The organism is Bradyrhizobium sp. GW821-FHT13H05 (assembly GCF_058804065.1).
Map to the genome: position 1 here is coordinate 241,868 of NZ_JBXAPO010000006.1, position 13,969 is coordinate 255,836.

Consider the following 13,969-nt stretch of genomic DNA (forward strand, 5'->3'; position numbering starts at 1 on the left):
GGTTAAGAAAGAAGCAAGTTGCGCGCCAGTCTCATGGGGCGCGCCCGGGGACGCTGCGTCGCGGCGGCGCATGGATGATCATCGAAATTCCCCTATTTTTCGCGCTGGCCGCGTGACCACGGCCTGCGGCACGTCATAGGCGCTGAGCGAGGCCCAGTGACGCGCGATATCGGCCCGAAACAGGCCGCGCGTCAGGCCATGAACCAGTTTCGGCACAGCGGTCGTCATCGCGTTGATCGACGATCCTGATGCACCAAAGCTCATGGTGGAGGCGATCGCGAACAGATGGATGTCTTGGATCCACGGCGTCTCGCCCGGCACGCGCTCGGTGAAGGCGTAATCGTCGGCGAGATAGGGGAAGCGACCGAGCCGGGCGTTGCGCTCGTCCTCCGGCGGCTGATAGCGGTCGGCCCAGGTTGCGATGTTGCCGGCGAACCGGCTGAGCTCGCCGCGTCCGGCAAAGTTCATGTCGATGCCGGTGCCGCAGATGACGAAATCCGCCGCGATGGCACCGCGCGGCGTCCGCAATTCGATTGCCTCGCCGGTGTGCCTGACAGATTCGATTGGCGCGCCTTCATGCAATGTGAAATTGGCATGACGCGCGCAGCGGTCGAAAGTCGGCTGCGGAAATCCCTCCCGCATTTCGAGGATGGTGCGCATGAAGCGCCAGCGCCAGGCATCGTCAAGATCGCTGAGATGGCGCAGGAAGCCGCGGAAGGTCAGCCAGCGATAGGGCTGGATCAACTGGATCTGTGCGCGACGGCAGAGCAGATGCACGTCGGCAGCACCTGCCTCCAGTGCGGTCGCCGCGTTGTCGAAGGCGGATGCGCCGGCGCCAATCACGGCGACGCGCTTGCCGTGCAAGCTTTCGAAGTCGATGTCCTCAGCGACGGTCGCGACCGAGCCCGCCGGCAGATCGCGCAGCGGCTCGGGGATCATCCAGTCGCCCATGCCCTCCTGCCCCGTCGCCAGCACGATCTTGCGCGCATAGAGGGTCTCGACGGTGTCAGCACGCTTCACGCGGGCAGCGAGGAGGCCCTCGGTGGCTTGCGCAATCTCCAGAAGCTCGCAGCCGTTGCGTACGGGCAAGCCGATCGTACGGCGCAGCCAGAGCAGGTATTCAGCCCAATGCTCCCGGAGGATCAGGTTCAACGTCTGCCAGCTTTCCTTGCCAAAGCGGGCTTCGTGCCAGGATTGATAGGTCAAGCTGGGGATGTCGAGGTCCGGACCGGTGTAGTCCTTCGGGCTGCGCAGCGTCGGCATGCGGGCATAGGTGAGCCACGGGCCCTCCTTGCCCTCCTCGGCCTTGTCGAGCAGCAGGATGTTGCTGACGCGGGAACGCAACAAACCGAAGCCGATGGCGATGCCGGATTGGCCCGCGCCGACGACGAGAACATCGAGCGCGGGCTTACCATCCGGCCCCGTCTTCGGTTCGAGCCATGCGGCGTGGGGGTGCGCAATCATGGCGAGATCGGCGCGGACGCCCGCTTCCAGCTCTGTCAGCGCATCACTCATGCGGCGAGCCAGCCTCCGTCGACCACCATCACGGTACCGGTCGTGAAAGAGGAAGCATCGCTGGCGAGATGCAGCGCGGTTTGCGCGATCTCCTCCGCCTGGCCGAGCCGCTTCATGGCATGACGGTTGCGAGAGGTTTCGCGCGCTTCTTCCGGATTGGCGTTGCGGCCGAAGCTACGGCGCAACATCGGCGTATCGATCGCGCCCGGCGCGATCGCATTGACGCGAATGCCGTCGGTGGCGAAATCCACCGCCATCGTGCGGGTGAGACTGACGATCGCACCTTTGGCCGCGATATAGGCGCTGCTGTTCCTGCCGCCGGCCATCGCAAGCTGCGAGGCCAGCGTGATGATCGAACCGCTGTTCTGCTGCTGCATCTGCGGGATGGCGGCCCGCGCCCACAGCCAGGTGCCGCCGACATTGGCGCGGAACACCGCGTCCCAGTCTTCGAGGCTCGTGGTCAGCACCGTGCCGCCGCAGGAGAAGCCGGCCGCGGTCATCAAGATGTCGAGGCGACCGTGGCGCGCGATGACATCGCCGACGACGGCTTCGGCGAAACCGGCATCGCCGACGTCGCCGACATGATTCGTTGCCTCGCCAACAAGGCTGAGCGTTTCCTGAAGCCCCGCAGCATCGCGATCGACCAGGGCAAGACGCGCGCCCTCCTCCGCAAACAGCTTTGCACTGGCGCGGCCGATGCCGGAGCCTGCGCCCGTGATGATGGCCGCGCGTCCCTGAAGCCGCATCTCAGATCCACTCCTTGTGCTGCTTCAGCCAGACGTTCATTGCGGCAGCGGACTCGGCGCAGCCGGACTGCGCGTGCCAACCGAACTCATCCGCCATCCGTGCCACTGACAGCGGCGCGCGATAGGGCCCATGCAGCTTGATGGCCGTCGCTTCTCCGGGCGCCGCGAGCCGGCACTCCAGCCCGGGATTTAACGCAGCAAAGGCCTCGCCCCATTGCAGCGCAGGCCACAACCCTCCGCGGGAGATGTTGTAGAGCCGATGGCGCGGCCGCTCCGCTTCGATCAGAATCGCGACGGCCTCAGCAGCGTCTGGCGCATAAATCCAGTCCCGCATGCCGGGTTCAGGCATGATCGCCGGCTCGCCGCGGGCGAACGCGGCCAGGATCTGGAACTGGAGGCTCGGCGTATCACGCACCGAGCTGGGTTTCTCCCACGGACCGAACAACGCGCTCAGGCGCACACTCAGGAAATCGCCTCCAAAGAGTTCGGCGTGGCGCGCCACCGATCGCTCCGAGGTGAATTTGCTGATGGCGTAGAACGAGATGGGATCGCAGGGCGTCTCCTCGTCCAGCACCTCGACCCGCCCGCCCGCGGCGCCATAGGCCGATGCGGACGACAGATTGACGACGCGGCGCACGCCATGACGGATCGCGGAGAGCAGGATCGGGATCTGGGCCATCACGTTGATTTCGAGAACACGCGCGGTCGACACTCTCTCCAGCTCATCGCCGGCGGTGACCGCGGCGCCAAGCACGATCGCATCAACGCCCCTGGCGATAAGGGCGTCGATGGTGTCTGCGTCGGTGATATCGCCCTGCACGGCTTCGAGCCGTGCACCGTAGCCCGCAAGAGATCGCCGCGCGGACGGCGGCAACTCTGCGCGGTCATACAGCGTCACGTCATGGCCGCGCGCGAGCAGCGCCTCCGCAACATTGAGGCCGACAAAGCCCGTGCCGCCGAAGATGACGATCTTCATCGCGCGCGATCCGCCGTCACAGCAATTTTGCCCCGAAATTCCGCTCGGGATCCATGTCGGCGACGAGCCGCCCGGTCGGCTTGGCGGCCTCGCCGCCGCTGCGCGCGAGGAACTTGCCGCTGCCGGCGCTTGCAAGGCACTTGTCGCCGTCGATGATCACCCGGCCGCGCGACAGCACCGACACCGGCCAGCCCTTCAGCTTGCGGCCCGCAAACGGCGTGTAGCCGGTGAGGTCATGCATCATCTCGTCGGCGATGGTGACCTCGCGATTGGGATCCCAGATCGCGATATCGGCGTCGGCGCCGACCGCGATCGAGCCCTTGCGCGGATGCAGATTGTAGATCTTTGCCGGCGCCGTCGCGGTCAGCTCGACGAATTTTTCCAGGCCGAGCCGGCCCTTCGAGACCATCGCGTCGAACAGCAGCGGCAGACGCAGCTCCAGGCCCGGCAGGCCGTTGGCGACCTGCTTGAAGTTCGGATTGGGGCCGGCGCGCAGCTTGCCGGTCTCGTCATACCGATACGGCGCGTGGTCCGACGAGATGGTCTGGAGATCGCCGAGCGACAGCGCCTGCCACAGCGCCTCCTGGTCGGCATGCGTGCGCGGCGGCGGGCTGCACATCCATTTCGCGCCTTCCGCGCCGGGCTTGTCGAGATCGTCAGCGGTGAGGAACAGATATTGCGGACAGGTCTCCGCGAACACCTTGAGCCCCTGCCCGCGCGAGTCGCGGATCACCTTGGCACCTTCGGCGGTGGAGACATGGAAGATCATGATCGGCTGGTCGATCAGCGCCGCCATACCAATGAGGCGGGTGAAGGCTTCAGCTTCCGAGACGCGGGCGTGGCTGACGGCGTGGTATTTCGGCATGGTGTAGCCGCGTGCGAGCAGCCGCTTCACCATCCAGGCGATGATGCCGTGGTTCTCGGCGTGGGCGCACAGCATCGCGCCGGACTGGCGGGCGGCAAGAAGGATATCGAGCAGCGGCTCGTCGTCGACCTTGAGCCGGTCATAGGTCATGAAGATCTTGATCGAGGCATGACCCTGCTTCACCAGCGCGGGAATATGCTCCTCGACCGTCTCCTTGGTCGCATCCGCAATGATCATATGGAAGGCATAGTCGATCACGGCGCCCTTCTTTGCCAGCGCGTGATAGTCCTCCACTACCTGCGGCAGATTCATGCCGACATGCTGGGCCGCAAACGGGATCACCGTGGTGGTGCCGCCGAACGCAGCGGAGACCGTCGCGCTCTCGAACGTGTCGGCATTCATGATGCCGGCAGCGGACAGCTGCTCGATATGGGCATGGCTGTCAACGCCGCCCGGAAGCACCAGCTTGCCGCGCGCATCGATCTCGCGCTTGGCCGCCGGAAGCCCCTTCCCTATGGCTGCGATGGTCTCGCCGGAAATGGCGACATCGGCCTCGAACACATCGGTGGTGGTGGCGACGCGTCCGCCGCGAATGATCAGGTCATAGGTGGGTTCAGTCATGAGGCACTCCGTGATATGCCCGAAGCAAGTAGTCGTAATTTCAAGGGAAGGCCAGCATGTCCCGGCCGCGTATTCTCGTCATCAATCCGAACTCCAACCCTGCGGTCACGCAAGGGCTGGAAGATGCCTTGAAGCCGCTCGGCTTCGAGGGCGGCCCGGAACTGGTTTGCCAGTCGCTGGCCGAGGGTCCGTTCGGCATCGAAAGCCAGGCCGACGTCGACGGCGTCGCAATGCCGCTGCGGCGGCTGGTGGAAAGTGACAACAGCTCGGCCGCCTTTGTCATCGCCTGTTACAGCGATCCCGGGCTCCAGGCCTGCCGCGAAGGCACCGACCGCCCCGTTTTCGGCATCGCCGAGTGCGGCGTGCTGACGGCGCTGGCCCGCGCCGAGACCTTCGGCGTCATCGCGATTGCCCAGCGCTCGATCCCGCGCCACATGCGCTATCTCAGGCAGATGGGATTGACCGAACGCCTCGCCGGCGAGCGGCCGCTGAACATGAGCGTTGCAGAGACCGCGTCCGGCGAAGGCACGCTCGCCAGGATGATCGACATCGGCCGCGCGCTGCGCGACGAGGACGGCGCCCGCGCCATCGTGATGGGCTGCGCCGGCATGGCGCGCCATCGCCGCCCGCTGGAAGACGCGCTTCGTATTCCCGTGATCGACCCGACACAGGCGGCCGTCACCATGGCGCTGGGTACGGTGCAGTTCTCGGCTCACTAGGCGTCCTTCAGCTCTTTGGCGTCCTGCCGCGCGAGCCATTGCGCATGGCTCTCGCGCACCAGCGCGAACGTATTCCGCTGCGTCGTGTAGAGATTGCCGAACATGCGGCCGATCGGCCGGTAGGCGTCGAGATCGACATACATGTTGGCTTCGTCGACCAGCCCCTCGCGGGCGTGAATCCTGAGCACCTCGCCGACCAGCAGCTCGCGGTCGGGCGAAAAGTTCAGCACGACATGGCGGCGGCATTCCAGCGCGAACGGCGCCGCGGCGAGGCGCGGCACCTTCACATCAACGGAGGGAAGCGTCGCCAGCCCGGTCGCAGCGACCTCGCTGTCGCCGGAGGGGAAATCGACCGCACAGTCGTTCATCGCGCCCGACAGCGCCTCATCCACCATGTGCACCACGAATTCGCCGTCGCGATGGATGTTGCGGGTGGTGTCCTTCGGGCTGTGATCCGGCTTGTGCTGGAGGCCGAGCACGATCAGCGCCGGGCTTTCCGAGAACACGTTGAAGAAGCTGAACGGCGCGGCATTGACCGCTCCGTTCTGGTCCAGCGTCGTCACCAGCGCGATCGGCCGCGGCACCACCACGCCGCAAAGCAGCTTGTAGCGATCGCGGGGATCGAGCTCGCGCAGCGGAATGCCTGATGTGCCCTTGTCCGCCATCGGCGTCACTTCTCCGGCGGCGGCACCGCGCCGGTCTGGCTGGTGATCAGGCCGTAATGCTCGATGCGGCGATGCCGGGCGAAATCGAAGATCGTGGTTTTGCCGAAAGTGGTGGCATCGAGGTCACAGGCGTGAACCAGAACCTCGTCGTCCTCCGTCTTCGCTTCGGCCACGATCTCGCCATTGGGATCGACGATCAGGCTGCCGCCGAACAGCGGGTGGCCATCCTCATTGCCGGCCTTGCCGACTGCCACGACCCAGGTCGCATTCTGGTAGGCGCCGGCCTGCACCGAGAGGCGATTGTGGAACAGGCGCTTCTCGACGCCCTCTTCACTTTTCTCCGCGTTGACCGACGGCGTGTTGTAGCCGATCAGCACCATCTCGACGCCCTGCAAGCCCATGACGCGATAGGTCTCGGGCCAGCGGCGGTCATTGCAGATGGCCATGCCGATGATGCCGCCCAGCTCGCGCCAGACCTTGAAGCCGAGATCGCCCGGCTCGAAATAGCGCTTCTCCAGATGCTGGTGCGAGCGCTTGGTGTCGTATTCGACATGGCCCGGCAAATGGACCTTGCGATATTTGCCGACGATCTTGCCGGACTTGTCGGTCAGGATTGCGGTGTTGAAGTGATGGCCGTCGGGCGTGAGCTCGGCATAGCCGAAATTCATCGCCATCTGGTGCTGCGCCGCGCGCTCGAACAGCGGCTTTGTCGCCGCGTTCGGCATCTCGCGCTCGAACCAGTTGTCGAACTCGGCCCGGTCCTCCGCGTACCAGCGCGGAAAAAACGTCGTCAACGCGAGTTCCGGATAGACGATCAGGTCGGCGCCCTTCGCCTTGGCTTCGTCCATCAGCGCGATCATGCGCTTGACCACGACCTCACGGCTGTCGGCTTTCTGGATCGGGCCCATCTGGGCGGCGGCGACATTGACGATACGCATCAGAAAATTCCTGATTGATTGGCGAGGCTGGAGATCGCAGCTTCAAGGGGGTGGCGCGCGCAGCATACCGCGGTCTGGCGCCAGTTTTCCAGACAAGCAGTTTTCATGCCGTCCGCCCCCATTCGGCGTCCTGCAAAAGCCGCCAGTTGATCTTGTTGCTCGCAGTGCGCGGCAAGGAATCGACGAAGACGACGGCCCGCGGCGCCTTGTAGCTCGCCATCGCACCGCGGGCCCAGCCGACGATGTCGTCCGCCGAGATCGTCGCGCGCGCGGCGTCATCGAGCACCACCAGAGCCTTGACGGTCTCGCCGCGATAGCCGTCCGGCGCCGAGATGATGCAGCACTCCCGGATGGCCCGGTTCTGGTACATCGCCGCCTCGACCTCGGCCGGCCACACCTTGAAGCCGCTGACATTGATCATCCGCTTCAGGCGATCGACCGCGAAGAAATAGCCTTGGGCATCGCGATAGCCGAGATCGCCCGTGCGCAAAAACCGTTTTCCCGAGAGTTCGATGAAGGATTCGGTATTGGCCTGCGGCCTGTTCCAATAGCCTTGCAGCACCTGTGGCCCGTGCACGACGATCTCGCCGACGACATTGTCGTCGAGCTCAACCAGGCTCTCGGGATCGACGATCCGCGCGTCGGTCTCCTGTACAGCGATGCCGAGACACTGCCGCTTCGGCGCCGCCATCGGATTGAGGTGCGTCGGCGACATCGTCTCGGTCATGCCGTAACCCTCGACGAAATCGAGGCCGAAACGGCCCTTCAACCGTTCGGCCACAGCGGTCGGCATCGCCGCACCGCCGCCGGTCAACACTTTGAGCTTCGCAAAGCACCGGTCGCGGAAGCGGGCGCTGGCGAGCACGTCGACGATCATGGTCGGCGCCGCGTTCCAGAATGTGACGCCATAGGTCTCGAACAGGTCCGGCAGCAGATCCTTGTCCCAGCGCGCCATCAGCAGCAGCGTCGCGCCCGTGACAACAGCAGCATTCATCGAGCCCTGCATGCCCGCAACGTGGAACAGCGGCATGAAGCCGGTCATCACGTCGCCGCCGTCGAGCCCATACCAGCGCGCCTGGAGCACCGCGGTGAACAGCGCGCTGCGATGCGTATGCATACAGGCCTTGGGCTTGCCTGTGGTGCCCGACGTATAGGGCAGGATCATGAGATCGTGCGGCTCTGCGGTCATCGCACCGGGGCGCAGGTCCTGCGCGATCGCGGACAGCCACGAATGCCAGCCCGGCGACGGCGGCACCTCCGACGGCGCTTCGGTCACACAGGACGGCAGCGTGTAGGGCGTGGCGTCCGGAACCTCGTCGCGATATTGGGCAACGATCGCATGCGCGATCGCCTCGCCCACCAGCGGCGCAAAGACGTCGTTCAGCTCGCTGCCGATGATCGCGATCTTGGCGCCGCTGTCTTCGGCGAGATACGCGATCTCCGCGGTCTTGTTCATGGGATTGACGGGCACGATCACGGCGTCTGCCCGCATGATCGCATAATAGGCGATGACATATTGCGGCGAGTTCTGCAGCGCGATCATGACGCGGTCGCCGTGCTTGACGCCGCAAGCGCCTTGCAGGAAGCCGGCCAGGGCGTCGACCCGCTCGCGCAGCTCGGCATAGCTCAGGCTCGCGCCGTAAAACACCGTCGCCGGATGCGAGGGTCGATCTTGCGCGGCCCGTGCCAGCGCGTCGTACAGCGTCCCCTCGGGCATCGCGAGATACCAGGGCTCATCCGCCGGCCAGGCCGGTGATCGATGTGGCGCTGCGCTCACCCGTGCTCCTCGTCTGCGATATCGAGGCCGTGATCGAGCGCATCGAGCAGCAGCATGGCTTCGCGCTCGGAGATCACCAGCGGCGGTGCCAGGAACAGCGAGACCTGCTCGCCACTGGTGCCGATCACGGCGCCCGCCTCCAACGCCCGCTCCGCGACGCGCGAGGCGATCGGCACCTCCGTCGTGTCGGCGTGCCAGGTTCGCCAATCCGGGCCGTGCAGCTCCACCGTCCAGTGCAGCCCCTGCCCGGCCACGCGCTGCACGCTCGGATGCTTTTGCGCGATCTCGAGCAGTCGGCGGATGAACAGCTTTTCGAGCTTTTGGACGTGCTCCAGAATCTTGTCGTCGCTGACGACCTTGAGGTACGCGCTGACCGCGGCCATGCTGATGGGATGGCCGCGCAGCGTGCCGTAATTCTGCCAGCTCGAACCTTTGAGCCGCTCGACGATGTCCTTCGACACCACCACCGCAGCAACCGCCGCCGCGCCGCCGCCAAGGGACTTTCCGAGCGTGACGATGTCGGGGCGGCTCGTCGCTCCCTGGAACGCGAACCAGCGCCCCGCCCGTCCTGCGCCCGTGACGACTTCGTCGGCGATCCAGTATGAGCCGGCTTGCCGCGCACAGCGCGCGACTTCGTCCTGATAGGCGCCGTCGTAATAGATGCCGCCCTGCGTGTAGTCGATGATCGTCGCCGCCGTATCCGAGAGCAGGCGCGTGGCGTCCGCCAGATATTCGCTGGGCGGCGTGTTGTTGGCCGGCGCGCCATAGATCGCGCCATCGGGCGCCGGCAGGATCCGCACCGGGGCCATCGGCGCCGGCAGCTTCGAGCCGCCTGCGTGCACCGCGAGGCCGCCGTGCCATTGCGGCTGCACCGTCATGCTGCGCGACAGGCCGGTGATTCCGTGATAGGCGCGCTCGCGCGTTGCCAATGCAGAGCGCTGCGTCAGCGCCTGGCACAGCGACAGCGCCATGTCGTTGGCCTCGCTGCCGCTGATACAGAAGCGCACCGCGCCGACCCAATCCTCTTCGCCTTTGAACGCCGTGGCCATCAGATCATCGGCAGCCTGCTCGCGGCCGACCCAGGTCCACCCCTCGTTCACGACGGGTGTATCGGCCGCGCGGCGGATCGCCTCTACCATCGCAGGATGGCGATGGCCGAGCCCGCCGCCGGTGTTGCTGCCGTCGATCAGGCGGCGACCATCCGAAAGATGAAAGTAAACGCCCTCGCCCCCGACGACGGCCATCGGCGCGGCCTCGCCCGCATTCAGTCCGGTTCGCAACAATCTGCTCATCGCGGGTCCCCTCACTCTGCAGCCACGGCGCCATAGCCGCCGCCGCCGCACATCTCGATCGTGACGAGATCGTCTTGCTGCAACACCAGGTTCGATTTGCCGTCGATGGCGACGTTCGCGCCCCGCCTCATCAGCGAGATGCGGCAGGCCTTGCCGGCTTCGCCGCCCTGCATCCCGAACGGCGCAATCACCATGCGCTCGATGCAGGTGGTCAGATGCATCGAAGGCGCGAGGATGCGATAGGTGCGAACGGAGCCGTCACCGCCGCGATGCGCGCCCGCGCCGCCGGAATTCCAGCGAATGGCCTGCTGCTCAAGGCGGATCGCATAGCTCGCCTCGATCACCTCGACCGGCGTGTTGGAGGTGTTGGACAGATGCACCCGCGTCGCCGACATGCCGGCGCGATTATGCCGCGCGCCTTCGCCGCCGCCGTGAACCTCGTACAACATCTTCCATGACCCGTTCGGCCGCGGTTCGGCGAAGAACAGAACGCCCGCCGTGGTCGCCCCGCCGGCCGACAGCCGTTCGGGGATCGTGTGCTGCATCGCGCGAAAAATCGCATCGACGATACGCATCGAGGTTTCATGGTTGCCGGCGGCAACGGAGGCCATCCAGCCCGGCTCCAGGATCGAGCCCGGGCGCGTAATGATGGTCAAGGGCCGCAGCGCACCGGCGTTCTGGTTCATGTCGCGCCCGCTCATGATGCGCGCCGCATAGGCGACCGCCGAGCGCGCCATGAACGGCGTCGTGTTACAGAAGTTCGAGACGCGGTCGCAGCTCCCCGAGAGATCGAAGGTCGCCTCGTCGCCGCGAATCGTGATCTTGACGTGGATGCGCGCCGGCGCGTTGTCGACACTGCCGTCGTCGAGATAGTCCTCGCCCTCGTAGACGCCATCAGGCAGCGCGCGAAGCGCCTCGCGCATCTCGATTTCGGAGAGGTCGTGCAGGCGCGACTGCGTCGCCGTGAACACCGCCTTGCCGTGCTCGCGGCAAAGCTCGACGATGCGCTTCTCGCCAGCCTTGGTCGCCGCGATCTGGGCGAGCAGATCGCCCTCGCAGGATTCGGGGTCGCGAACGTTCGCTTTGAGCAACTGCACGATCGGCGCAATAACGCCGGCCTTGGTTGCGATCAGCACCGGCGGAATCCGCATTGCCTCCTGGAAGGTGTCGATCGCCTTGGCAAAATAGCTGCCGGGCCAGGTGCCGCCAATGTCGGGCCAGTGCGCAAGACTCACCGCGAAGGCCACGATCTCGCCCTCGAAGAAGACGGGCCGCACGACCTTGACGTCATTGAGGTGATTGCCGCCGAGCGCGCCGACATTGTAGATCACGACGTCGCCGTCGCTCAGGCTGTCGCGCGGCATCACCTTGAGCAACTCGGGAATGGTGTAGGCCATCGCGCCGAGATGGATCGGGATGTCGCGGCCCTGCCCCACCAGGCCGCCATGGCCATCGGTGATCGCCGACGACAGATCACCGGCCTCCCGCAGCAGCGGCGAGCGCGCCGAGCGCGTCATCACCAGGCTCATTTCCTCGGCCGCGGCGGACAGCCCGTGCCTGATGACCTCGACGACAAACGGATCGAGCTTCATGCCGCCCTCCGCGTCAGGAACAGGTTGCCGGAGGCGTCAGGTTTCGCTTGCCAGCCGGGCGGCACCACCACCGTAGACCAGGCGTCTTCGATGATGGCCGGGCCGCTGACGATGTCGATCAGCGAGGCGCGGTCGATGATCGCGGTCTCGACCTCGTGGAGGCCGTCGAACGAGCAGATGCGCTTGCCGGTGGACACCGCCCTTACCGCCGTCGCCGGCCTGCTGACGACGGTCGTCGACGGACGGCGCGCCTGGACCCGTACGGATTCGATGACGCAGGGCTCGCTGGTCGCATAACCGAACAGCTCGTGATGCCGCGCCAGAAAGTCCGTCTTGAGCTTGGCCACATCCAGCGGCAAAACGAACGGCACCGGAATGGCATCGTTCTGCGCGGCGTAGCGCATCAGCGCGACGAGTTCGATCTGGATCTCGGCCTGCGCAACACCGTTGGCGATCAGCGGCGCCGAGGCATCGTCGATCAGTATCCGAATGCGCTCCGATACGCGCGGAAGGTCGATCCCTTCGAGCGCGGCGCGCAAGGTCTGCTGCTGAAGGAAGCTGAAATCGGCAGTGAGGCAGCCCAGCGCCGAGAACGCGCTCGAAGCACTGGGCACGACGACCTCTGCGATGCCATAGAGATCGGCAAGTCCGGCCGCATGCATTGGGCCGCCGCCGCCAAAGGCGAGCAGCGTGCAGTCGCGGCCGTCGATGCCGCGCTCGACCGTGACCCGGCGGAGAGCGCGGGCCATCGTCGCGTTGGCGACCTTGATGATGCCGAGCGCTGTCTCGGTCAGACTCAGGCCCAAGGCATGCGCGATCGGCGCGATGACGCGCTTGGCGCTTTCGATGTCGATGCCGATGCGGTCGCCAAGTTTCGTCCCGGGATTGAGATAGCCGAGTACCGCATTGGCGTCGGTGATGGTCGGCTCAAGGCCGCCGCGGCCGTAGCAGGCCGGGCCCGGCTCGGAGCCCGCACTCTCCGGGCCGACCGTCAGGCCGCCCGGGCCATTGCGTACGATCGAGCCGCCGCCCGCGCCGATCGAATGAACCGCGAGCATCGGCTGACGCAGCGGCTTGTCGCCGAGCATGCGGCCATCGGTCATCTCGGCCTGGCCGTCGACGATCAGGCAGACGTCGGTCGTGGTGCCGCCCATATCGAAGGTCAGCATGCGCGATGTGCCGAGCTGGCGCGCGATGCTGACGGAGGCCGAGACACCGGCGGCCGGCCCCGACATCGCCATCACCAGCGGTCGCCGCTTGACTGCCGAGATCGGAATCATCGCACCGGCGGAATGAAACACCTGCAGGCCGGGGCCGATCGGCAGCCGCTGCTCCAGCTCGCTGAGATATTCCACCGCGATCGGCATCGCCGCCGCGTTGAACACGGTCGCCGAAGTCCGCTCGTATTCGCGCGCTTCGGGGTTGACCTCGTGCGACAGCGAGACATGGGCGACGACATCCTTGAGCCGCTCGCCGAGCATTTTCTCGTGGACGGGATTGGCATAGGCGTGAAGCAGCGCGACCGCGACGCTCTGGACGCCGGTCCCTTTCAGCCACGCCACCAGACGCTCGATCTCGGCGTCATCAAGAGCCTTCAGCACCCCGCCCTCGTGATCGAGGCGCTCGGCCAGCCCAAAGCATCGCTCCGGCGGCACCAGCGGCGGCGATTTCGGGGGAATGTCGAGGCGGTAGAGATCGCGGCGGCGATAGCGCGCGATCTCCAGCACATCGGCAAATCCTTCGGTCGCAACCAGCGCCACCTTCGGCAGCCGGCCTTCGACGATCGCATTGGTCACGCGCGTGGTGCCGTGGACGAAGCGCTTCACCTCGCTCTTGCGCAGGCCCACCGCCTCGATCGCCTCCAGCATCGCCTGAACCGGCGCGTCGGGGCGCGACGGGACTTTTGCGATCCGCGCCTCCGCGGAGTCGCGCCTGATCGCGATGATGTCGGTGAAAGTGCCACCAATATCGGTGCCGACTTCCCAATGATGTTCGGAAGAGCTCATGTGCAGTCAGCTACGCGTGACGCCCGAACCGGACGCCGGGTCCTTGCCGTTCATCGCAACGTCCAATGCCAAACCGAGAGCGCTCATCATGCATCCCTTGTCATGCCACCACCTGCGAGCGTGCGACAGAGCGACTGGCTCGGGATAGGGCCAGAATTGTCGCAAATCACTAGACCAGCGCGCGACCGCCGGCGCACGCCGCGCCACGCGCTGCACGTTTTGGTGCAATGATGCCTCCGCAGAGTGCAGATGAACGT

The 13,969-nt window shown here is 65.9% G+C and carries 11 protein-coding genes; 1 reads left to right on the forward strand and 10 read right to left on the reverse strand.

The annotated features are described in order from the left end of the window. Window positions 1-78 precede the first annotated feature (78 nt). Genes AC1RR3_RS20655 through hydA form a run of 4 tightly spaced genes read right to left on the reverse strand, consistent with a single transcriptional unit; the run spans window position 79 to window position 4,723 of the window. On the reverse strand, window positions 79-1,515 hold the full coding sequence (locus AC1RR3_RS20655; RefSeq protein WP_492824954.1) for an NAD(P)-binding domain-containing protein: 1,437 nt from the start codon (window positions 1,513-1,515) through the stop codon (window positions 79-81). Further along, window positions 1,512-2,261 carry an SDR family oxidoreductase gene (locus AC1RR3_RS20660; protein ID WP_492824955.1) on the reverse strand — a complete coding sequence of 250 codons (750 nt, stop codon included), beginning with the start codon at window positions 2,259-2,261 and terminating at the stop codon, window positions 1,512-1,514. The genes AC1RR3_RS20655 and AC1RR3_RS20660 overlap by 4 nt, the downstream gene beginning before the upstream one ends. A 1-nt stretch (window position 2,262) precedes the next feature. Beyond that, window positions 2,263-3,237, reverse strand: a complete 975-nt coding sequence (locus AC1RR3_RS20665; protein WP_492824956.1) for an NAD-dependent epimerase/dehydratase family protein — start codon at window positions 3,235-3,237, stop codon at window positions 2,263-2,265. 16 nt (window positions 3,238-3,253) lie between these two features. Then, on the reverse strand, window positions 3,254-4,723 hold the full coding sequence (gene hydA / locus AC1RR3_RS20670) for a dihydropyrimidinase (RefSeq protein ID WP_492824957.1): 1,470 nt from the start codon (window positions 4,721-4,723) through the stop codon (window positions 3,254-3,256). A gap of 56 nt (window positions 4,724-4,779) precedes the next feature. Between hydA and AC1RR3_RS20675 the strand changes: the two genes are divergently transcribed. Further along, complete coding sequence (locus AC1RR3_RS20675) at window positions 4,780-5,442, forward strand: aspartate/glutamate racemase family protein (protein WP_492824958.1); 663 nt, start codon at window positions 4,780-4,782, stop codon at window positions 5,440-5,442. Here AC1RR3_RS20675 and AC1RR3_RS20680 read toward each other — a convergent pair. The 6 genes from AC1RR3_RS20680 to AC1RR3_RS20705 all read right to left on the reverse strand — a co-directional run bounded on the left by AC1RR3_RS20680 (window position 5,439) and on the right by AC1RR3_RS20705 (window position 13,712). Then, complete coding sequence (locus tag AC1RR3_RS20680; RefSeq protein ID WP_492824959.1) at window positions 5,439-6,107, reverse strand: flavin reductase family protein; 669 nt, start codon at window positions 6,105-6,107, stop codon at window positions 5,439-5,441. The two genes, AC1RR3_RS20675 and AC1RR3_RS20680, sit on opposite strands and share 4 nt — an antisense overlap. Window positions 6,108-6,112: 5 nt before the next feature. Then, a complete protein-coding gene (locus AC1RR3_RS20685; protein WP_492824960.1) occupies window positions 6,113-7,045 on the reverse strand; it encodes an N-carbamoyl-D-amino-acid hydrolase in 933 nt (310 codons plus the stop codon). Between the two features lie 103 nt (window positions 7,046-7,148). Then, window positions 7,149-8,822: a long-chain-fatty-acid--CoA ligase gene (locus AC1RR3_RS20690; protein WP_492824961.1), complete on the reverse strand. Its 1,674-nt coding sequence runs from the start codon at window positions 8,820-8,822 to the stop codon at window positions 7,149-7,151. After that, window positions 8,819-10,114, reverse strand: a complete 1,296-nt coding sequence (locus AC1RR3_RS20695; protein WP_492824962.1) for an aminotransferase class III-fold pyridoxal phosphate-dependent enzyme — start codon at window positions 10,112-10,114, stop codon at window positions 8,819-8,821. The genes AC1RR3_RS20690 and AC1RR3_RS20695 overlap by 4 nt, the downstream gene beginning before the upstream one ends. A gap of 11 nt (window positions 10,115-10,125) precedes the next feature. Continuing rightward, on the reverse strand, window positions 10,126-11,706 hold the full coding sequence (locus tag AC1RR3_RS20700; protein ID WP_492824963.1) for a hydantoinase B/oxoprolinase family protein: 1,581 nt from the start codon (window positions 11,704-11,706) through the stop codon (window positions 10,126-10,128). Then, window positions 11,703-13,712, reverse strand: coding sequence for a hydantoinase/oxoprolinase family protein (locus tag AC1RR3_RS20705; protein ID WP_492824964.1), 2,010 nt, complete (start codon window positions 13,710-13,712; stop codon window positions 11,703-11,705). The genes AC1RR3_RS20700 and AC1RR3_RS20705 overlap by 4 nt, the downstream gene beginning before the upstream one ends. Between the last annotated feature and the right edge of the window lie 257 nt (window positions 13,713-13,969).